Source organism: Flavobacterium alkalisoli (assembly GCF_008000935.1).
GTDB lineage: Bacteria > Bacteroidota > Bacteroidia > Flavobacteriales > Flavobacteriaceae > Flavobacterium > Flavobacterium alkalisoli.
In genome coordinates this window covers 3,669,336-3,690,081 of the sequence record NZ_CP042831.1, presented here as the reverse complement: position 1 = coordinate 3,690,081, position 20,746 = coordinate 3,669,336, and the positions used below count along the sequence as shown (strand labels likewise).

At 40.4% G+C, this 20,746-nt stretch carries 16 protein-coding genes, 2 tRNA genes and 3 rRNA genes; 14 read left to right on the top strand and 7 right to left on the bottom strand.

Annotated features, from left to right (window positions below):
• The first annotated feature begins 96 nt into the window (after positions 1-96).
• The 3 genes from dnaB (at position 97) to FUA48_RS16715 (ending at position 3,579) form a co-directional block, all read left to right on the top strand.
• The gene (gene dnaB / locus FUA48_RS16725) at positions 97-1,653 is read left to right on the top strand and encodes a replicative DNA helicase (RefSeq protein ID WP_147584598.1); all 1,557 of its coding nucleotides are present in this window, start codon (positions 97-99) and stop codon (positions 1,651-1,653) included.
• Positions 1,654-1,884: 231 nt separating this feature from the next.
• Positions 1,885-2,262, top strand: coding sequence for a TfoX/Sxy family protein (locus tag FUA48_RS16720; protein ID WP_240732504.1), 378 nt, complete (start codon positions 1,885-1,887; stop codon positions 2,260-2,262).
• A gap of 51 nt (positions 2,263-2,313) precedes the next feature.
• Positions 2,314-3,579, top strand: coding sequence for an asparagine synthetase B (locus FUA48_RS16715; protein WP_147584596.1), 1,266 nt, complete (start codon positions 2,314-2,316; stop codon positions 3,577-3,579).
• 84 nt (positions 3,580-3,663) lie between these two features.
• Here the strand turns inward: FUA48_RS16715 and rplT are convergent, their stop codons facing one another.
• The 4 genes from rplT to thrS all read right to left on the bottom strand — a co-directional run bounded on the left by rplT (position 3,664) and on the right by thrS (position 6,970).
• Positions 3,664-4,008: a 50S ribosomal protein L20 gene (gene rplT, locus FUA48_RS16710; protein ID WP_129752450.1), complete on the bottom strand. Its 345-nt coding sequence runs from the start codon at positions 4,006-4,008 to the stop codon at positions 3,664-3,666.
• A 101-nt stretch (positions 4,009-4,109) separates the two neighbouring features.
• Positions 4,110-4,307, bottom strand: a complete 198-nt coding sequence (rpmI, locus tag FUA48_RS16705; protein ID WP_129752451.1) for a 50S ribosomal protein L35 — start codon at positions 4,305-4,307, stop codon at positions 4,110-4,112.
• 138 nt (positions 4,308-4,445) lie between these two features.
• Positions 4,446-5,000: a translation initiation factor IF-3 gene (gene infC, locus FUA48_RS16700; protein WP_394349209.1), complete on the bottom strand. Its 555-nt coding sequence runs from the start codon at positions 4,998-5,000 to the stop codon at positions 4,446-4,448.
• 23 nt (positions 5,001-5,023) lie between these two features.
• Complete coding sequence (gene thrS, locus FUA48_RS16695; protein WP_147584593.1) at positions 5,024-6,970, bottom strand: threonine--tRNA ligase; 1,947 nt, start codon at positions 6,968-6,970, stop codon at positions 5,024-5,026.
• Between the two features lie 296 nt (positions 6,971-7,266).
• On the opposite strand from thrS, the gene FUA48_RS16690 reads away from it, so the two are divergent.
• A complete protein-coding gene (locus FUA48_RS16690; protein WP_147584592.1) occupies positions 7,267-7,575 on the top strand; it encodes a GIY-YIG nuclease family protein in 309 nt (102 codons plus the stop codon).
• Between the two features lie 169 nt (positions 7,576-7,744).
• On the opposite strand, the gene FUA48_RS16685 is transcribed toward FUA48_RS16690, so the two are convergent.
• Together FUA48_RS16685 and FUA48_RS16680 are read right to left on the bottom strand one after the other, a co-directional pair.
• Positions 7,745-8,251, bottom strand: a complete 507-nt coding sequence (locus FUA48_RS16685) for a hypothetical protein (RefSeq protein WP_205729423.1) — start codon at positions 8,249-8,251, stop codon at positions 7,745-7,747.
• Positions 8,252-8,354: 103 nt separating this feature from the next.
• Positions 8,355-10,331 carry a trehalase family glycosidase gene (locus tag FUA48_RS16680; protein ID WP_147584590.1) on the bottom strand — a complete coding sequence of 659 codons (1,977 nt, stop codon included), beginning with the start codon at positions 10,329-10,331 and terminating at the stop codon, positions 8,355-8,357.
• A 212-nt stretch (positions 10,332-10,543) separates the two neighbouring features.
• On the opposite strand from FUA48_RS16680, the gene FUA48_RS16675 reads away from it, so the two are divergent.
• The 10 genes from FUA48_RS16675 to FUA48_RS16630 all read left to right on the top strand — a co-directional run bounded on the left by FUA48_RS16675 (position 10,544) and on the right by FUA48_RS16630 (position 19,741).
• The gene (locus FUA48_RS16675; protein WP_147584588.1) at positions 10,544-11,167 is read left to right on the top strand and encodes a hypothetical protein; all 624 of its coding nucleotides are present in this window, start codon (positions 10,544-10,546) and stop codon (positions 11,165-11,167) included.
• Between the two features lie 4 nt (positions 11,168-11,171).
• Positions 11,172-11,657, top strand: coding sequence for a hypothetical protein (locus FUA48_RS16670; RefSeq protein ID WP_147584586.1), 486 nt, complete (start codon positions 11,172-11,174; stop codon positions 11,655-11,657).
• 22 nt (positions 11,658-11,679) lie between these two features.
• Complete coding sequence (locus FUA48_RS16665) at positions 11,680-12,456, top strand: hypothetical protein (RefSeq protein ID WP_147584584.1); 777 nt, start codon at positions 11,680-11,682, stop codon at positions 12,454-12,456.
• 953 nt (positions 12,457-13,409) lie between these two features.
• Positions 13,410-14,926, top strand: a 16S ribosomal RNA gene (locus FUA48_RS16660).
• Positions 14,927-15,070: 144 nt separating this feature from the next.
• Positions 15,071-15,144, top strand: a tRNA-Ile gene (locus FUA48_RS16655).
• Positions 15,145-15,253: 109 nt separating this feature from the next.
• A tRNA-Ala gene (locus FUA48_RS16650) sits at positions 15,254-15,327 on the top strand.
• 131 nt (positions 15,328-15,458) lie between these two features.
• A 23S ribosomal RNA gene (locus FUA48_RS16645) occupies positions 15,459-18,338 on the top strand.
• A gap of 135 nt (positions 18,339-18,473) precedes the next feature.
• A 5S ribosomal RNA gene (gene rrf, locus FUA48_RS16640) occupies positions 18,474-18,582 on the top strand.
• Together the 16S, 23S and 5S rRNA genes with 2 tRNA genes alongside form the textbook arrangement of a ribosomal RNA operon.
• 165 nt (positions 18,583-18,747) lie before the next feature.
• Entirely contained in the window at positions 18,748-19,362 is a 615-nt protein-coding gene (locus FUA48_RS16635) for a hypothetical protein (protein ID WP_147584582.1), read from the top strand.
• Between the two features lie 76 nt (positions 19,363-19,438).
• Positions 19,439-19,741, top strand: coding sequence for a protein kinase family protein (locus FUA48_RS16630; RefSeq protein ID WP_147584580.1), 303 nt, complete (start codon positions 19,439-19,441; stop codon positions 19,739-19,741).
• A 345-nt stretch (positions 19,742-20,086) separates the two neighbouring features.
• On the opposite strand, the gene FUA48_RS16625 is transcribed toward FUA48_RS16630, so the two are convergent.
• Complete coding sequence (locus tag FUA48_RS16625; RefSeq protein WP_147584578.1) at positions 20,087-20,734, bottom strand: endonuclease III domain-containing protein; 648 nt, start codon at positions 20,732-20,734, stop codon at positions 20,087-20,089.
• Positions 20,735-20,746: the final 12 nt, after the last annotated feature.

Genomic DNA, 20,746 nt, shown 5'->3' with positions numbered 1-20,746 from the left:
ATAAACAATTAGTTAACTGTTTATCAACAGTTTGTTAACATAGGCTTCTTAACAATTGCTTAACTCATCCATTTTAAATTTAATTACATTAGCACTATGGAAAACATCAGGAACGTAAACCCGGTAAAAGTTGATAAAACTGCTATTATCAACTTAGAGAAAGGCAAGCTCCCACCGCAGGCGCTGGACCTTGAGGAGGCTGTTTTAGGTGCCATGATGATAGATAAAAAAGGTGTAGACGAGGTAATAGATATATTACAGCCCGATGCCTTTTATAAGGAGGCCCACAAGAACATTTTTGAGGCCATCGTACAGTTATTTAACGACACACAGCCAATTGACTTATTAACAGTGTCCGCTCAGTTAAAAAAGAACGGAAAACTGGATTTGTCCGGCGGAGATTTTTATCTTATTCAGCTTACGCAAAAGATATCGTCTTCGGCTCACATTGAGTTTCACTCAAGAATCATTTTACAAAAATTCATTCAGCGAAGCCTTATTAAAATCTCAAGTGAGATTATTGAAGAGGCTTATGACGAGACAACAGATATTTTTGACCTGTTAGACCAGGCAGAATCTAAACTGTATGAAGTTACCCAAGGTAACATTAAAAGAAGTTCTGAAACGGCACAAAGCTTAGTTATACAGGCAAAGAAACGTATTGAGGAAATTGCGGGCAAAGAAGGTTTGAGTGGTGTTGCTACCGGCTTTCATGACCTTGATAAGCTTACATCGGGATGGCAGCCCAGTGACCTTATCATTATTGCGGCAAGGCCCGGTATGGGTAAAACCGCATTCGTACTTTCTATGGCGCGTAATATTGCAATCGATTTTAACCACGGTGTTGCGGTATTCTCGCTGGAGATGTCTTCGGTACAGCTTATTACACGTTTGATTTCGAGTGAAACAGGACTTTCTTCAGAAAAGCTGCGTACCGGTAAGCTTGAAAAGCACGAATGGGAACAGCTAAGTATTAAGGTTAAGAACCTTGAAAAAGCACCATTATATATAGACGATACACCATCGCTTTCTATTTTTGACCTTAGGGCAAAAGCAAGAAGACTTGCATCGCAGTATGGTATCAGGATGATTATTATCGACTACCTTCAGCTGATGACTGCCGGAGGTGCTGCCGGAAAGAACGGAGGTAACCGTGAGCAGGAGATATCAACCATTTCACGAAACCTTAAGGCGCTGGCAAAAGAGCTTAACGTTCCGGTTATTGCACTGTCGCAGCTATCGCGTGCGGTAGAGACCAGGGGATCGAGTAAAAGACCTTTACTGTCTGACCTTAGGGAATCGGGTGCGATTGAGCAGGATGCGGATATCGTATCGTTTATTTATCGACCTGAATACTATAAGATTGATGAATGGGATGATGAGGAAAGATCACCAACACAAGGTCAGGCTGAGTTTATCGTGGCTAAGCACCGTAACGGTGGACTGGATAACATCAGGCTTAAATTCGTCGGTAGTTTAGGTAAGTTTGATAACCTTGACGATTTCGGTTCGCCGTTTGATGAGCTGCCGTCAAGTATGAATGATAACGACAGTACGTCGTTTATTAAAAACCTGCCTTCGGCAAACGATGCTTTTGGCAGTAACATGAACAGCGGAGGAGGAGCGCATGATGATGACGATGTTCCGTTCTAAATAATAAGTAACCAATTAACCCCATACAGATATGCAGAACGATTTATTTAAATCCCAAACAGAAGAAGAGTTGTCCCTATTGGAAATTGAAGTAAACGGTGCAGAGCACGTTACGGTTGAAGAGCCTGGGACAGGGGAATATTAGTTAACCACAAATAAGATATAGAGTGCATCAGTCGATGCACTTTTTTTATATACGTAATTTTCTGATAATCATATTAATATTGTAAATTGGCAATAAAAACAGGTATGCCGGCCGATGCAATTTTAATGGATAGGGTAAGGGGGCTTTTATTACTGGCCTTGCCGCCCAATCCGGATGTGGAAGAAAAGAAAATGTTTAACGGGGTTGCCTTTATGGTAAACGGTAAAATGTGTATTTGTGTAAGCAACGACGAAATAATGTGCCGCATTAACCCGTTAATTCATGAGGAAATGGTGGAGAAACCCGGTTGCAGGGCTATGGAAATGAAAGGTAAGCCATATAAAGGTTTTGTGTATGTTGAAAACAACGCCATAGCAGGCAGGGATAACCTTAACTTTTGGATTAACCTGTGTTTGGAATACAATCCGTTGGCAAAAGCTTCTGCCAAAAAGAAAAAGAAATAGCTGTGCAAAACCTTGTTTTTGCCTTATATTTGAATAAAATCTGCTTTAAAAATGCTTCTTAAAAAACACTACATACTCTTATTATTTCTTTTAACGCCGTTTTTAGGGCGTGCCTCTATGATTTTAGTCCCAATGGATGAGACGTCCCAACAAAACCATTTAAAGGCTTACGGGATAACCTATTGGGTTTTAGAGAAGAATTATAAGGCAAGCTGGCTGCTTAATTACAGAGGAGGCTCTTTTTTGCTTCCGGATGCCGAGGAGATAAGGCGCGAATGCCAGATAAGAGGGGTTAGTTTTGAAATACTGTCAGACGCGCAGGCTAATGCCATTCAGGATGAAATTAGCAGTCCGTCTCAAAATATGGAGACCGTTATTCTTGAAAAAGCACCTAAGATTGCGGTATATACCCCGGCGGGAAAACAACCGTGGGATGATGCTGTAACCTTGGTGCTTACTTACGCCGAGATTCCGTTTGAGACTATTTATGATGAGGAAGTGCTTAATGATGCCCTTTTACTATATGACTGGCTGCATTTGCACCACGAAGACTTTACAGGGCAATACGGTAGGTTTTTTGGAGCATACCGTAACGCGCCGTGGTATATAGAGCAGAAGAAGGAGGCGGAAGAACTGGCTGCCAGACTGGGATACAACAAGGTGTCGGAAGAAAAGATGGCGGTTGCCGATAAGATAAGAGACTATGTAATAGGCGGTGGCTTTATGTTTGCTATGTGTTCTGCAACTGATAGTTTTGATATTGCGCTTTCGGCAGAAGGAGTGGATATTTGCGAACCTATGTTTGATAATGATCCTAGCGATCCTAATTATCAGTCGAGAATAGATTACAGCAAAACATTTGCTTTTAAGGATTATACCTTAGAGCGTAATCCTATAGTTTATGAATTCTCCGATATTGATATGACTACCAAACGCAAGGTGCTTATGGATAACGACTACTTTACCCTGATGGAGTATTCGGCTAAATGGGACCCAATCCCTACCATGCTTTGCCAAAACCATACACAGCTTGTAAAAGGCTTTATGGGGCAAACGACATCGTTTGACGAGAACTTAATCAAATCAAATGTATTGATTATGGGGCAGAACCTGCAAAACGGAGAAGCAAGATACATTCACGGTACAAAAGGGAAAGGAATGTTTACCTTTTACGGAGGGCATGACCCGGAAGATTACCAGCACCGGGTAGGTGATGCACCTACGGTTTTGGACCTGCATCCTAATTCACCGGGTTACAGGCTAATTCTTAATAATGTACTGTTCCCTGCAGCAAGGAAAAAGAAACTTAAAACATAATGTTTTGACAATATAACATCAATAAAAAACCCGCTCATTGAGCGGGTTTTTTGTGTAAGTAAGATATATATTGTTTTACGTAAATTATTTAACTTTATTAACGATAGCTGCAAAAGCTTCAGGGTGGTTCATAGCAAGGTCAGCAAGAACTTTACGATTAAGTTCAATACCGTTAGCTTTAACTTTACCCATGAATTGAGAGTAGCTCATACCGTGTAGTCTTGCACCAGCGTTAATACGCATGATCCATAATGCACGGAAGTTTCTCTTCTTTTGTTTTCTGTCACGGTAAGAGTAAGCCATTGCTTTCTCAACCGCGTTTTTAGCTACTGTCCAAACGTTTTTACGTCTTCCAAAGAATCCTTTGGCTTGCTTCAATACTCTTTTTCTTCTAGCTCTTGAAGCAACTGAATTTACTGCTCTTGGCATAATTTTAAATGTTTTTTTGTAGTAGGCGTTCCTTTATATAAAGAAAACTTAAAGCCATACTCCAGGGTTATTAAATTGTTTTAACCGGACTTAAATAAATATTAGATAAGTCTTAATTGCTCTTTTACGCTTCTCTCATCTGTCTTGTGAACAAGAGTAGAGTGAGTTAGAGCTAGCTTACGCTTTTTAGATTTTTTAGTCAGGATGTGACTTTTGAAAGCGTGCTTTCTTTTGATTTTACCAGAACCTGTCACTTTAAAGCGCTTTTTGGCACTGGATTTAGTTTTCATTTTAGGCATTTTCTTCCTGTATTAAATTATCTTACTTACTACTTTTTTTTTAGCCTTAAAGCCGAAAGTCATAAAGTAATAAGCCTGTTGTAAATAACAAGCCCCTGCTTTAGACTTTCGACCTTATGACTATTAGACTTTACAGTCTTATTTCTTTTTCTTAGGAGCGATAAACATTATCATCCTTTTTCCTTCAAGTACCGGCATAGATTCTACTTTACCATACTCTTCAAGATCCTGAGCCAGCCTTAATAAAAGAATCTGTCCCTGTTCTTTGTATATAATAGAACGTCCTTTAAAGAATACAAAAGCTTTTAGCTTTGAACCCTCTTTCAGGAATTTCTCGGCATTTTTTCTTTTAAACTCGTAATCGTGCTCATCAGTCTGAGGTCCGAAACGAATTTCCTTCACTGTAATTTGTGAAGATTTTGCCTTAAGCATTTTATCGCGTTTCTTTTGCTCGTAAAGAAACTTCTTATAATCCATTATCTTGCATACAGGCGGCGCTGCGTTTGGCGAAATTTCTACCAAATCCAGTTCCTGTTCCTCAGCCATTTGAAGGGCCTGAGATGTTCTGTATACTCCCGTTTCTACATTTTCGCCCACAAGTCTTACTTCAGGAACTCTGATTTCCTTGTTAATTTTGTGAGGATCTTTTTTTTCTACTCGAGGTTGGTAACCTCTGTTGTTTCTTATTGCTATGGCTATAAAATTTTAAGTTAAACTTAGAATGCTTTTAGTGTCTTATTTATTTCTTCTTTTACTAAAGAAGCAAACTCTTCAATTGTCATTGTTTGGTTCGATTTACCTGCATCGCCATGTTTACGTACAGAAATCGTACCATTCTTTTCTTCTTCCTCACCTACAATCAGCATAAACGGAAGCTTTTTAACTTCGGCCTCACGTATTTTCTTACCAATTGTCTCGTTTCGGTTATCAATTAGGGCGCGAATTTCGTGATTTTCCAGCAAATCTAAAACTTTTTTAGCATAATTTTCATATTTCTCACTAAGAGACAGTATGATAGCCTGCTCCGGCATTAACCAAAGCGGGAAGTTTCCGGCTGTATTTTCAAGCAAAATTGCGATGAATCTTTCCATAGATCCAAACGGCGCACGGTGAATCATAACCGGACGGTGAAGTTCGTTATCGGCACCTTTGTAAGTCAGGTCAAAACGCTCAGGAAGGTTGTAGTCTACCTGGATAGTACCCAACTGCCACTGCCTGCCTAATGCATCTTTTACCATGAAGTCCAGCTTCGGCCCATAAAACGCAGCCTCGCCATATTCAACCACAGTGTTAAGGCCTTTGTCTTTAGCTGCGTTAATAATAGCATTTTCTGCTTTTTCCCAGTTTTCGTCGCTACCTATATATTTCTCCCTGTTTTCCTGATCTCTTAATGAAATCTGTGCGCTAAAGTTTTCAAAACCAAGTGAACTGAATACATACAGTACAAGGTCGATTACTTTTTTGAACTCTTCGTCAAGCTGATCCGGAGTACAGAAGATGTGTGCATCATCCTGAGTAAATCCGCGAACGCGTGTTAAGCCGTGAAGCTCACCACTCTGCTCATAACGGTATACAGTACCAAACTCAGCATAACGCTTAGGAAGGTCTTTGTAAGACCATGGTTTTGTATTGTATATCTCGCAGTGATGCGGACAGTTCATTGGTTTTAGTAAGAATTCCTCACCCTCGTTTGGAGTGTGGATAGGCTGGAAGCTGTCTGCACCATATTTTGCATAGTGGCCCGATGTTACATAAAGCTCTTTTTGCCCTATGTGCGGAGTAACCACCTGCTCATATCCTGCTTTCTTCTGCGCCTTTTTAAGGAACTGCTCTAAACGGTCACGAAGGGCAGCGCCCTTAGGTAACCATAAAGGTAATCCCTGTCCTACTTTAGATGAGAACGCAAAAAGCTCAAGCTCTTTACCCAGTTTCCTGTGGTCACGTCTTTTAGCCTCTTCAAGCAGCTCAAGGTACTCGGTAAGGTCTTTCTGTTTAGGGAAAGATATACCGTATACACGTGTAAGCTGTTTGTTCTTTTCGTCACCTCTCCAGTAGGCACCGGCAACGCTCATAATCTTCATAGCCTTAATTATACCGGTGTTAGGAATGTGTCCTCCACGGCATAAATCGGTAAAAGTAGCGTGATCACAAAAAGTGATGGTACCGTCTTCAAGGTTTTCTATAAGCTCAACCTTATAAGGGTTGTTCTCATTTTTATAAAATTCAAGTGCTTCTGCTTTAGTGGCAGAACGCATTTTAAACTCGTGTTTTTCTCTGGAAATGGCCAGCACGCGGTCTTCAATAGCTTTAAAGTCCTTATCGGTAATGGTATGCTCGCCAAAGTCTACGTCATAATAAAAACCATTGTCTATAGCAGGGCCAATAGTAAGCTTGATGCCAGAATACATTTCCTGTAGAGCCTGTGCTAAAACGTGAGAAGTAGAGTGCCAAAAAGCCTTTTTACCCTCTTTATCGTTCCAGGTATATAATATTAATGAACCGTCGGTCGTCAGCGGGGTCTTGGTTTCAACTGTTGTACCATTAAAAGATGCAGAAATCACGTTTCTTGCTAATCCCTCACTAATGCTCATGGCAACATCCAGGGGAGTTACCCCTGCGTCGAACTTCTTGACTGAACCGTCCGGTAATGTAATATTTATCATTATTAAAAATTTATAGAATGCAAATATAGCGTATTAACTATACAAAGGCAATATAGTAAGTAATTAGATTTTGTGGAATTTAATACTAAATTTAAATATTTAAAAAGTTGAAATTTGAGATTTCTCCACAAGGTCGAAATGGAACAGATTTGTTTGGAGAGAAGGTGTGTCTTCCATTTCGAGTGTAGCGAAGCGAAATCGAGAAATCTTAAAATTTATTTTACGAATTAATGTTTTCCATTTCGACCGAAACGCAGTGTAGTGGAGAAATCTAGGTAAAATCCTTACATTTGGATATGTTTCAAACTGTTGATAAACACAACTATTATATTTATATTCTTACGAATAAAAGTAAGAGTGTATTATATATAGGGTTTACAACCGATTTAAAAGACAGGTTGCATTTTCATCAATACCCTGAAGCGCATTCAAAATCTTTTACGGCAAGATATAAATGTTTTAACCTTATTTATTGGGAACATTATACGGAAGTTCAGGCAGCGATTGACAGAGAGACTCAACTTAAAAAATGGAGTAGAAGTAAAAAAGAAAATCTGATTAATGAGGTTAACCCGGATTGGAGATTTTTGAATAATGAAATTTGAGATTTCTCCACAAGGTCGAAATGGAACAAATTTCATTTAGAGAACATATGTTTTCCATTTCGACCGAAACGCAGTGTAATGGAGAGATCTGTATCTATAAGGTATTATTTAAATGATAACAAAAATCCCCGCTCAATTGAGCGGGGATTTTTGTTTTATAAACTATATCTTAATGATCGTGACCTTCGTGGTCGTGTCCCTCATGGTCATGATGTTCGTGTTCTTCAACCTTAAAGTCGGCTCTAATTTCTTCGTGAGTAATTTCGCCACCACTTGTACCTGTCTGGTAACCGAAGTAAATAACTACAACGCTAAATACTAATACTATTACAGAAACGATATTGCCAAACGATTTCTTTTTAAAGCTTGCCCAAAGCCCTACAAGGCTAAGTCCGCCCAGTATATAACAAAGCATGGCTAGCGTTTCGGCTAACTCTTCGTGTTCATGAATTAAATGATGATCGGCACCCGGCATGTGTTCTACAATTTCTTCGGCACCTTCGCCCGAAGCCATTGCCGGCAGTGCACAAACTGCTGCAAGTATAAAAATAAAGTAAGCAGCACGCTTAACTGCTTCCGACTTAGAAATAAATCCGCCAATCATTACAAGTAATCCTATAATAGGGACAATAATAGGCATGTGGTTTACAATAAGGTGAAAATGCGCATCATTCATGGTAATTTGGTTTTTGATTATACTTTCAAAGTTAATCTAATTTTTAAATTACCAAACGGGTGTAAGAAAAGTTAATGGAATTATTATTTTACACTACTATTTATTACTCCCCAAAAACCACATCCGGATTTTCAAGATTATCCAGTTTTTGAATGTACTCCTGTGGTAATAGTGATAGCCCGTATTGATAGGACGCATTCATCCACCCAAACCCCGACTTGGTTATATAAGCAAACTCGGTACCTACATTACCATACTCCGCATATACTTTATGGGTGGTGTTTACCACGTCATATTTTTCAGGAATAGTACCGTTGTAATCCACGGCGTTTTGGGTAATGGTCCAGAGCCAGCGGTAAATCAGTTCGCGGGCCTCATTTTCGTAACCGTAATTTATAAGTCCTTTCCAGAGCAGCATTTGATGCGGAGCCCATCCGTTAGGGTAGTCCCACTGTCGCTGTACATCGTTGGTTTTATATTTTTCAAGGGAAGCTTTAGAAGAGGCAAGAATACCGCCTTTGGCTTTAAGTTCGCTCATAAGTACCGGAACCATTTTACGAGCCTGCTGTGGGGTGCATAACCCAGACCATAAAGGGAAGAAATTTGTCGCCGACATATAATCGGTAATTTCATTCTTTTTAAAGTTGTAATCAAAATAGCAGCCCGCATTTTCATCCCACAGGTATTTTTGCATCAGTTCCCTGCGGTTTTCTGCCTTTTCACTCCAGTAAGACGAAGTATAGGTTTTTCCGTTTACGGTAAAGCTGTCCTTAAAATAGGTGCCTATTAAAAACTCAAAATCCTTCTCATATTTATATAGGAGTGCATTAATATCAACACAATTCAGGTCGGCAGCTATATTGTCCAGTCGCCAGCTGGTGTCGTGGCCGCTTTCGCGGAGGGTACGGTCGTGTACAAAATAGCGGTCTAAAAGGCTGTCTTTTATAGTGCCTGCCTTGTATTGTTCTTCAAATTCTGAAACCGACATGTTATACTTGTCGGCATATTCCTGTAATACCGCCTTAAAATGTCCGGGTTCTGTTTCGGGAGGTATGCCTATCCCTCCGGCATAAAAACGGTTAAGTCCGGTTTCGGGAGTATAGCGTTTACCGTGCATCCATACATTTTCATACTCCTTTATGGCTGTACGCAGACTTTCTTCCAGCCATTTTTTATCTTTAGGGTGCATGGCACTGTACACCTCTCTTATATAAGAGGAAAGAAAAGGCGGTTGCGTACGCGTTAAGTAATACGATCTATTAGCATTAAGAATCTTACCGTAATGCTCTATCTGATAGCAAAAATTGTCTACCATGCCTTTGGCAAGGTCAAGTCTGTGGTCTATAATAAGGCCTATGCCTTCAAAATAACTGTCCCAGCCATACATTTCGTTAAACCTTCCGCCGGGAACAACAAAGGGCACTCCTTTGTTATTCTCAATCTTTAGGGCTAATATTCCCGGATTGTTATTAATGGACTGTACATATTCTGCCGTAATCTCTTTAGGTAGGACTACCACATCAAGATTGGGCATTTTTTTCTGTAGGTTCTTAAAGTAAGCAATCCCTACATTATCATCATACGGAACGTAAATACGCCTGCGTTCGTCATGCATTTTATCGTCGTCCGTAATACGGTTAATGCCGTTTTCGTCTATTGTTCGGGTAAGGTCGTCCCAAAACTGGGTACGTATGCGGCGCGAAATGCGTTCGGCAGGAGGTTCCTGAATCTGTCTTAAGGTTATAAGGGCGCTTTCCTGCGCATTTTCGTGTGCAATGGCAAGCTCCTGTAAAAGGTTAGATAAATAATAGGTGTTCCTTATAATAACGGTGTCGCCTTTAGTACTTACCATAAAGTAGTCTTTGTTAGGCGCGTCGTCTTTTGTTATTTTCTTATCACCATCGGTATCATAACCAGCTAAAAGTTCCTGCATGGTTTTATCCACAGGAAGGTCAAATACGGTTTGGCTCTCAACAAATTTATCGTTGCAACTCATAAATATACCAAATGTGCTAACCGCAAGGGTAACTCCTATATATAAGGAGTAGTTGCGGGAGGTCTTTATATTGTTTTGCCTCATTTTTAAATGCTTTAAAAGTGAGAATGCCTAAAATTAGTAAATTCTTACAGCTTATAAAATTGTAAGACATTGCTTAACATAATATTAGTATGTATTTACAGGATTGAAAATTTTACATACCGTTAATTATTAAATATGAAAAGCATGTGGTGTGATTTGGGAAGGGAGTATGCTTGGGTTTATTTTTTATATTTGAGTTTATTTCAGAATATATGGATGACACTTTAATAAAAAGAGCTGAAGAGTTTTTTATCTCAGAATGCGGAGGTAGCAGGGCTGATTTTTATATTAATGATTGTATAGAAATAAAAAGTGAGCTTAAAATATTTGTCTTTATAAGACCGGCAGATTTTGAATTAATGAAAACTTTGGGGTTTTATTATGTAGGCGTTCCGGGGCCGGCAGTATATGATATAATAAAAGATGAGTTCTCTATGAGTAATTCAGTGTCTTTCTTAATGGAATATGGAGAACATGAAGAATACTTGGCAATAGGTAATGAAACAATGGAAACTAAGTATACCTATCAGGATATTGTTAATTACCTGGATAGGAGAGGGTATTTAATTACCGATGACTTTGACAGGGTTCTTGAAGCTTTAAAAATTGAAGATCGTGGTAAATTGTCATATAGATTGACAAGGTCAAGACGCGATGAAATTATTATTTGCAATCCACCTAATGAATGTTGTGAGGCATTTGAGTTTTTTCTTAAAGAATTAAAAGCTGATTATGTAATAGAAGGTGATGAGATATTTGTAAAAAAGGATTTATTGCATTCTTCAACATATTATGACGATGAAGAAAAAAGTTTAAAGATGAGAGGAAAAGAATAAGTATATGTATATTTTATCTTTAAATATTACAGGCGGAGATTATATTCTATGGTTTATTATAGGAGGAGTTTGTCTGTTATGTTTATGGGTTTATGTATTACAACTTAAATATTCAGTATTCCAAAAGAATGATAGATTGAGGCGTGAAGCGTATATTAAAGAGGATAGTATTAAAATAACCGTCACTTTTGATGATTGTAAGGTTAAGGAAAAGAAGAGTTATTCTGTAAAACCATCATCAAACGGATACAGGTCTCAGGGGCTAAATTCCTTATTGGATTGCCGTAATGCCCAAACTGCAACACAAAATAAATATTATAATATCGAAGCGAAAGCTAAAGCTAATGGTACAACAAAAACATTTAAGGTAGATAACCTGCCTTTTGACAGGGAAACACTTCTTATTAAACTGTATATTCAAAAAGAAATAACTATATACTGTAATAAACACCTAAACAGCTACCTTTTTGATCTTAGCTTTTTAGATTAAAACAATCTTTAGTCTTGCAATTATGATGTTAAAGAAAATAATTATTGTTTTCTCATTGTTTGTTTCTGCCGAAGCCAGTTACGCTCAGCAGTCAAACGGATATATGGATGGCTTCTTTTTAGATTATGTGATAACAAAAGACGGAGATACTATATATGGAGCTGTAAAAGAAGAATTGTTTAAGGCTTATATCTTAAAAATAAGTAATGATGGGACAGGGTCCTATACCAGATATGAAGCTGATAATTTAAAAGGTTATCGATATAATGGCTATGTAACTATTAATAAAGAACCAAAAGATGGTATCTATACCGGGCTGAAAGCTAAAAAGGACTCCTTAGATAGTGCGCAGAACGATTATATTGTAAAAAATAACGACACTATATATGGAGATGTACATGAACCTTTGCTTGGTTCCCGCTATATTATCCCTAAACAGGGAAAGAAAATAAAGTTTAAGGGAGAAGTTGGTTTGGTGTATAAAAGAGGTCAGTATATATATGAGTACAGGGATAAGCCTAAAGTAGAAACATTGGATTCAAAAGAAGATTGGCTGTTGTTACTATATAAAGGTAAGGGTTTGAAACTTTATGGATATGCTACCGGTCATCAGGGTACGTGTTATTTTATAGAAAAAGATAAAGAAATGCATCTTTTACGAATGGACGAAGACTGGCTTGATTTGCTTAATAAACTATTTGCAGATAAACCCGATGTTCTCAAATGTTTTAAATCAGGTTTCCTTAGCTTCGAAAATATATATCTGGCAGTACGCTACTACGATGAACATTCTAATTAAGTAATGATTCACTATATATATAATAGAGTAGGGGTGTTGTTCCTATATATATTATACAGGAGTAAAGAATACCACACTATTATGTATATAGGAGTCCCTTTTCCCTTTTCCCTTTTCCCTTGTCACTTTACTTAAAAAAAACTTTCACGGTCAAAAACCACCTTTTCAGTTAGTTATGAAATAAGGTTAAAAAAAGATTAAAAAAAGGGCATTAAAAGTTTGCGTTAGTGGAAAAGATGGCTACTTTTGCACCCGCATTAGAGGCACACGTTCTTAGAAAAACAGCTTACCGGACCGCTTATTATAGGAGTGGAATTACTGAGAAAAAATAATCAGAAAAAAATTCGGAAAAAGTTTGTGAGAAAAGAAAAGTTTGCTACTTTTGCACCCGCAATAACAGCGAGTTCTTTTGGAGAGTGATATTATCTGGAAACCCTTTTAAATAAAGGGAGGAGCTTAAAAAGGCTTCGAAAAAAAAGTTCAGAAAATATTTGCAGAAATGAAAAACTTGTCTACCTTTGCAACCGCAAAACGAGCGACGTACTTTGAGATAATGAAACCGCATTTTGAGCTTTACTTTTTAAGTGAAGAAAAGCTTAAAAGAATCTGAAAAAAATAAGAAAAAAGATTTGCAGGTTAAGGAAAAAAGATAGTATCTTTGCCTTCCCGTTTCGGAGATGAAACGAGCCGCAATCACTGATTCTTTATCGGAAAAGCTTTAAAAATAAAAAAGAAATTTTTTTTTGAAAAAAGCTTGCGGGATTAAAAAGAAGTTGTACTTTTGCAGCCGCTTTGAGAAACAAACGCCGAAAGGCTGAGTGATTGAGGTGAGAATAAAACAGAAGAATACGTTCATAGACATATTGGATTGACAGCATAAAGAGAGAGTAAGAAACTCGATTTATCGAAAAACACAGACCTAGCAATAAAGATCGTAAAAATATTAAAAACATACGATGAAGAGTTTGATCCTGGCTCAGGATGAACGCTAGCGGCAGGCCTAACACATGCAAGTCGAGGGGTAGAGGAAGCTTGCTTCCTTGAGACCGGCGCACGGGTGCGTAACGCGTATGCAATCTGCCTTGTACTGGGGGATAGCCCGGAGAAATCCGGATTAATACCCCATAGTATATAGAACTGGCATCTTTTCTATATTAAAGAACTTCGGTACAAGATGAGCATGCGTCCCATTAGCTAGTTGGTATGGTAACGGCATACCAAGGCAATGATGGGTAGGGGTCCTGAGAGGGAGATCCCCCACACTGGTACTGAGACACGGACCAGACTCCTACGGGAGGCAGCAGTGAGGAATATTGGTCAATGGACGCAAGTCTGAACCAGCCATGCCGCGTGCAGGATGACGGTCCTATGGATTGTAAACTGCTTTTATACGGGAAGAAACCCCTCTACGTGTAGAGGGCTGACGGTACCGTAAGAATAAGGATCGGCTAACTCCGTGCCAGCAGCCGCGGTAATACGGAGGATCCAAGCGTTATCCGGAATCATTGGGTTTAAAGGGTCCGTAGGCGGCTTTATAAGTCAGTGGTGAAATCCGGCAGCTCAACTGTCGAACTGCCTCTGATACTGTAGAGCTTGAATTACTGTGAAGTAACTAGAATATGTAGTGTAGCGGTGAAATGCTTAGATATTACATGGAATACCAATTGCGAAGGCAGGTTACTAACATTATATTGACGCTGATGGACGAAAGCGTGGGGAGCGAACAGGATTAGATACCCTGGTAGTCCACGCCGTAAACGATGGATACTAGCTGTTCGGTCGCAAGACTGAGTGGCTAAGCGAAAGTGATAAGTATCCCACCTGGGGAGTACGAACGCAAGTTTGAAACTCAAAGGAATTGACGGGGGCCCGCACAAGCGGTGGAGCATGTGGTTTAATTCGATGATACGCGAGGAACCTTACCAGGGCTTAAATGTAGAGTGACAGGACTGGAAACAGTTTTTTCTTCGGACACTTTACAAGGTGCTGCATGGTTGTCGTCAGCTCGTGCCGTGAGGTGTCAGGTTAAGTCCTATAACGAGCGCAACCCCTGTTGTTAGTTGCCAGCGAGTAATGTCGGGAACTCTAGCAAGACTGCCGGTGCAAACCGTGAGGAAGGTGGGGATGACGTCAAATCATCACGGCCCTTACGTCCTGGGCTACACACGTGCTACAATGGCCGGTACAGAGAGCAGCCACCTGGCGACAGGGAGCGAATCTATAAAGCCGGTCACAGTTCGGATTGGAGTCTGCAACCCGACTCCATGAAGCTGGAATCGCTAGTAATCGGATATCAGCCATGATCCGGTGAATACGTTCCCGGGCCTTGTACACACCGCCCGTCAAGCCATGGAAGCTGGGGGTACCTGAAGTCGGTGACCGCAAGGAGCTGCCTAGGGTAAAACTGGTAACTGGGGCTAAGTCGTAACAAGGTAGCCGTACCGGAAGGTGCGGCTGGAACACCTCCTTTCTAGAGACACGATCGTTAGGTTAAGTAATGAGTGATAAGTAAAAGACTTACTCTCGCTGTTAGTTCAAAAATTTAAAGTAAGAGAGCTGGAAGAAAGCTGCTGAGTAACAGAGTTGCTAAGTAGGTAAGATTCTAAAGAAATATAGTCTCGTAGCTCAGCTGGTTAGAGTACTACACTGATAATGTAGGGGTCGGCAGTTCGAGTCTGCCCGGGACTACTAAATCTCTTCTTATTTTAGATACAAAGGAAATTTTAGAAGTTGAGTTACACTTTTAGTGACCGTTTTAAACTGTTAACTGAAAAGAGTTAGCTGCTTACTGAAAAACGGGGGATTAGCTCAGCTGGCTAGAGCGCCTGCCTTGCACGCAGGAGGTCATCGGTTCGACTCCGATATTCTCCACATCCGGCTAAAGTCGCTGATATTATTGTCAGTGGCGAGATGCCACACGTTCATTGACATATTGAGATAAATACAAGTAGAAAAATATAGAAAGCACAGTTGTGTGTTATTTATAACACACATATAAAGTACAATAAGCAAAATAAGGGCGTATGGGGGATGCCTGTGGCTCTCAGAGGCGAAGAAGGACGTGATAAGCTGCGAAAAGCTGCGGGGATTGGCACATACGAATTGATCCGCAGATATCCGAATGGGGCAACCCACTATATTGAAGATATAGTATCCGATAGGAGGCAAACCCGCTGAACTGAAACATCTAAGTAGGCGGAGGAAGAGAAAACAAAAGTGATTCCGTGAGTAGTGGCGAGCGAAAGCGGATTAGCCCAAACCAGTGTTGTTACGGCAATACTGGGGTTGTAGGACCACGACATTGTATGTAAATTGAATCAGAAGCATCTGGAAAGTTGCACCATAGAGGGTGATAGTCCCGTATGAGTAAGAGATATAATACATAGTGGTATCCTGAGTAGGGCGGGGCACGTGAAACCCTGTCTGAATCCGGCGGGACCATCCGCCAAGGCTAAATACTCCTGAGAGACCGATAGTGAACCAGTACCGTGAGGGAAAGGTGAAAAGAACCGTGAATAACGGAGTGAAATAGATCCTGAAACCATACGCCTACAAGCGGTCGGAGCCCTTTAGTGGGGTGACGGCGTGCCTTTTGCATAATGAGCCTACGAGTTACCGTTGCTGGCAAGGATAAGTGATTAAGTCACGGACCCGTAGCGAAAGCGAGTCTTAATAGGGCGCTTTAGTCAGTAATGGTAGACGCGAAACCGTGTGATCTACCCATGGGCAGGATGAAGCTGTGGTAACACATAGTGGAGGTCCGAACCGGTTGACGTTGAAAAGTCTTCGGATGACCTGTGGGTAGGGGTGAAAGGCCAATCAAACTCGGAAATAGCTCGTACTCCCCGAAATGCATTTAGGTGCAGCGCTGGATATAGTTATATAGAGGTAGAGCTACTGATTGGATGCGGGGGCTTCACCGCCTACCAATTCCTGACAAACTCCGAATGCTATATAATGTTTACCAGCAGTGAGGGCATGGGTGCTAAGGTCCATGTCCGAGAGGGAAAGAACCCAGACCATCAGCTAAGGTCCCCAAATGTATGCTAAGTTGAATAAACGAGGTTTGTCTGCCCAGACAGCTAGGATGTTGGCTTGGAAGCAGCCATTCATTTAAAGAGTGCGTAACAGCTCACTAGTCGAGCGGACGAGCATGGATAATAATCGGGCATAAGTATACTACCGAAGCTATGGATTTACGTTTAGGCGTAAGTGGTAGGGGAGCATTCTATTCAGCGTCGAAGGTGATATGTGAGTATTGCTGGAGCGGATAGAAAAGAAAATGTAGGCATAAGTAACGATAATGCGGGCGAGAAACCCGCACACCGAAAGACTAAGGTTTCCTCAGCTATGCTAATCAGCTGAGGGTTAGTCGGGACCTAAGGCGTACCCGAAGGGGGAAGTCGATGGCCAACGGGTTAATATTCCCGTACTGCTTATAATTGTGATGGGGTGACGGAGTGATGAAAGTACCGCGAACTGACGGAATAGTTCGTTGAAGCACCTAGCTATAAGGCCTGTAGGCAAATCCGCAGGTTTTGGTGAAATGCGATAGTACACGGAGTCTTCGGACAAAGTGATAGTGTACCTAAGGGCTTCCAAGAAAAACCTCTAAACTTAGATTATAAGCACCCGTACCGTAAACCGACACAGGTAGTCGAGGAGAGAATCCTAAGGTGCTCGAGAGATTCATGGCTAAGGAATTAGGCAAAATAGACCTGTAACTTCGGGAGAAAGGTCGCCAGCAGCAATGCTGGCCGCAGTGAAAAGGTCCAGGCGACTGTTTATCAAAAACACAGGGCTCTGCAAAATCGTAAGATGAAGTATAGGGCCTGACACCTGCCCGGTGCTGGAAGGTTAAGAGGAGATGTTATCTTCGGAGAAGCATTGAATTGAAGCCCCAGTAAACGGCGGCCGTAACTATAACGGTCCTAAGGTAGCGAAATTCCTTGTCGGGTAAGTTCCGACCTGCACGAATGGTGTAACGATCTGGACACTGTCTCAGCCATGAGCTCGGTGAAATTGTAGTATCGGTGAAGATGCCGATTACCCGCAGTGGGACGAAAAGACCCTGTGCACCTTTACTATAGCTTAGTATTGACCTTGGATAAGTGATGTGTAGGATAGGTGGGAGACTTTGAAGCGGCGTCGCCAGGCGTTGTGGAGTCATTGTTGAAATACCACCCTTTGCTTATCTGAGGCCTAACCGCACTTTGTGCGGGACATTGCTTGGTGGGTAGTTTGACTGGGGTGGTCGCCTCCAAAAGAGTAACGGAGGCTTCTAAAGGTTCCCTCAGCAGCTTGGTAACCGTGCGTAGAGTGCAATGGCATAAGGGAGCTTGACTGAGAGACATACAGGTCGATCAGGTACGAAAGTAGAGCATAGTGATCCGGTGGTTCCGTATGGAAGGGCCATCGCTCAAAGGATAAAAGGTACGCCGGGGATAACAGGCTGATCTCCCCCAAGAGCTCATATCGACGGGGGGGTTTGGCACCTCGATGTCGGCTCGTCACATCCTGGGGCTGGAGAAGGTCCCAAGGGTTGGGCTGTTCGCCCATTAAAGTGGCACGCGAGCTGGGTTCAGAACGTCGTGAGACAGTTCGGTCTCTATCTACTGCGGGCGTTAGAAATTTGAGTGGATCTGACTCTAGTACGAGAGGACCGAGTTGGACAAACCTCTAGTGTATCTGTTGTCCCGCCAGGGGCACCGCAGAGTAGCTACGTTTGGAAGGGATAAGCGCTGAAAGCATATAAGCGCGAAACCCACCACAAGATGAGATTTCTTTTAAGGGTCGTGGAAGATGACCACGTTGATAGGCTATAGATGTAAAGGCAGTAATGTCATAGTCGAGTAGTACTAATAACCCGTAAGCTTATGTACGCTCTTTCCCTCCCTCCAGGGGGAGGGGAGAAACTTTCTAATTTAAGTATACTATTCTTTATCTCAGTATGTTAAGATATTTGTTTACAGTTACATTGTACCTGTAATCATGTTGCCCAAAGCAACATAACGACTTAAGGTGGTTATTGCGGCGGGGCTCACCTCTTCCCATTCCGAACAGAGAAGTTAAGCCCGCCTGCGCAGATGGTACTGCATCTTGTGGGAGAGTATGTCACCGCCTTTCTTTTGAAAACCCTATCCATAACCGGATAGGGTTTTTTGTTTTGTATGTGTTTGTAAAATACACCTGATAAAAACACACCTTAATTTGCTGTATCCATAATAAAGGCATGGTATTTGATTTTTCCTGTTAAAAAATTAAAAAATCATTAACTATAAATTACTTATCATGAAAAAACGATTATTAGGCCTTACACTAATAACCTTGCTATGCTTAGGCAAAGCTAATGCTCAGGAAACTAACGGATCAAAAGCCAGCGTGGAAGAATCAGTTACAGGAATTCAGGCCGGACCTTTTGGAGCATGGGTTAATCATGAATTTAAATTGACTAATCAATTGACTCTCAGAGCTGAAGCCGGAATTACAACGGAATATTGGTATAGTGGTAATTACAGAGGTAAGTCCAATATAGATGATGGTTGGTCATATAATCCGGTTATTACTGCAGAAACCCGTTGGTATTACAATTTAAACAGCAGAATAAGAAAGGGTAAAGGCATCAAGAAAAATAGCGGAAATTTTCTTTCACTACCTATTTCATATCACGCTGATTGGTTTTTTATTGATACTAATAAACAAACCAGTTATTCCTTAGACAGTAATATTTTATCAATTGTACCTACATGGGGCATACGCAGGACTATAGGTGAACACTTTGATTATGAAGCAGCTATAGGTTTGGGGTATGGTTATGTATTTAAAAAGAAGGAAGGTATCTATACATGGGGGTCTGATCAAGGAACAGTACTTAATCTCCACTTTAGAATAGGATATCATTTTTAAACTTTAGGAATATTTTAATACAGCCTGTGGTTAGTTATTGTAACTTTAGACTGAAATTCAACTAAACAACTATACCATGAAAAAACTATTTTTGGCCTCAGCCTTGCTACTGGCTGCTATTACAGCCTCAGCAGGAGTTACTGTAAAAAGTAATACAGTTTGTATTTTAAAACAGGAGCAGGACGTATATAAAAAGATTAAAGTAACGGAAATACCTAAAGAGGTTCTTGATAAAATTCATAAAAACTATGGTGATTATGAGATTAAAGAAGCTTATAAGTCTGACGAAGGTAATTATAAACTGTTACTGATGAAAGACGGTATAGGGTTAACAGCGTCGTTTACAAAAGCAGGCGACCTTATTAAAATTTATTCCTAATTTATCTATTATAAATGGAAAAGGGATTATCTGAATAGGATAGTCCCTTTTTTTATGGAATGTTAGAACTTCACCAAAGGTTTGGCCTCAACTTTTTACTATATTGCCGATATAGATAAAATTGATTTAATGTGTAAAGATATAACCCCACTTTTAGTAGTAGTACTTGTTTTTAGTCTTTGTATTGCAGCAGTACTTACAATTATATTTAGAATATTTCTGAAATCGGCATATAGAAAATGGTGGGTTTACCTGCTTATTTTTTTAGGTTTTTTAATATTGCAATATCTAGGTTTGTATTTAGTTTTAAATTTTTAGTCATGATGACTACACTGAATAAATTATTTACTTTTTCTTTTCATTGTGATAGTATTCACAAACGTCTTTCATAACGCATTCACTGTGTTTTGGGTTACTGGGCCTACAGGTTTCACGACCCAGGTAAGATATCGCCATACCGGCATCAGCCCACATATCTTTCGGAATAACCTCCATCATCTGTTTTTCTATCTTAACAGCATCTTTCCCCTGAGCTATGCCTAAATGGGGAGCAACACGAATAACATGAAGATCGGCCATAATGCCTTCTACAGGTACACCGGCTTCACGCATTATCACATTTGCCGATTTACGCCCTACACCTTTAAGTGCGGTAAGCTCTTTCATGGTCATAGGGATATTTTTGTCTTCTTTAACGGTAGAAGCAATGTCCTGTAACCAGGCAATTTTGTTGCCGTGAAAACGCACCTCGCTCAGTATTGCGGTAAGTTCTTCTGTATTGGCTTTTGCCAAAGCTTTCATGTTAGGAAACTCCTTAAAGAATTTAGGTGCAACTTTATTGATATGGGCATCGCTGTCCTGTGCAGAAAGCACAACCATTACCAACAGTTGGTAAATGTTTTTATATTCTAACGGATGCTTTGCACCTTTATATTTGGCTATAAGTGGTTTAAGCGCTTTACCCCAGTCGGTTTGTTCGTTAAATAAATCCATAGAATAAAGTTA

Bases quoted from the DNA above. Each gene is read 5' to 3' on its own strand.
- FUA48_RS16665 (WP_147584584.1), top strand. From the start codon at position 11,680: ATGATGTTAAAGAAAATAATTATTGTTTTCTCATTGTTTGTTTCTGCC.
- rpmI (WP_129752451.1), bottom strand. From the start codon at position 4,307: ATGCCTAAAATGAAAACTAAATCCAGTGCCAAAAAGCGCTTTAAAGTG.
- FUA48_RS16670 (WP_147584586.1), top strand. From the start codon at position 11,172: ATGTATATTTTATCTTTAAATATTACAGGCGGAGATTATATTCTATGG.
- thrS (WP_147584593.1), bottom strand. From the start codon at position 6,970: ATGATAAATATTACATTACCGGACGGTTCAGTCAAGAAGTTCGACGCA.
- rplT (WP_129752450.1), bottom strand. From the start codon at position 4,008: ATGCCAAGAGCAGTAAATTCAGTTGCTTCAAGAGCTAGAAGAAAAAGA.
- FUA48_RS16625 (WP_147584578.1), bottom strand. From the start codon at position 20,734: ATGGATTTATTTAACGAACAAACCGACTGGGGTAAAGCGCTTAAACCA.
- FUA48_RS16635 (WP_147584582.1), top strand. From the start codon at position 18,748: ATGAAAAAACGATTATTAGGCCTTACACTAATAACCTTGCTATGCTTA.
- FUA48_RS16690 (WP_147584592.1), top strand. From the start codon at position 7,267: ATGTTTCAAACTGTTGATAAACACAACTATTATATTTATATTCTTACG.
- FUA48_RS16675 (WP_147584588.1), top strand. From the start codon at position 10,544: ATGGATGACACTTTAATAAAAAGAGCTGAAGAGTTTTTTATCTCAGAA.
- FUA48_RS16685 (WP_205729423.1), bottom strand. From the start codon at position 8,251: ATGAATGATGCGCATTTTCACCTTATTGTAAACCACATGCCTATTATT.
- FUA48_RS16630 (WP_147584580.1), top strand. From the start codon at position 19,439: ATGAAAAAACTATTTTTGGCCTCAGCCTTGCTACTGGCTGCTATTACA.
- FUA48_RS16715 (WP_147584596.1), top strand. From the start codon at position 2,314: ATGCTTCTTAAAAAACACTACATACTCTTATTATTTCTTTTAACGCCG.
- FUA48_RS16680 (WP_147584590.1), bottom strand. From the start codon at position 10,331: ATGAGGCAAAACAATATAAAGACCTCCCGCAACTACTCCTTATATATA.
- dnaB (WP_147584598.1), top strand. From the start codon at position 97: ATGGAAAACATCAGGAACGTAAACCCGGTAAAAGTTGATAAAACTGCT.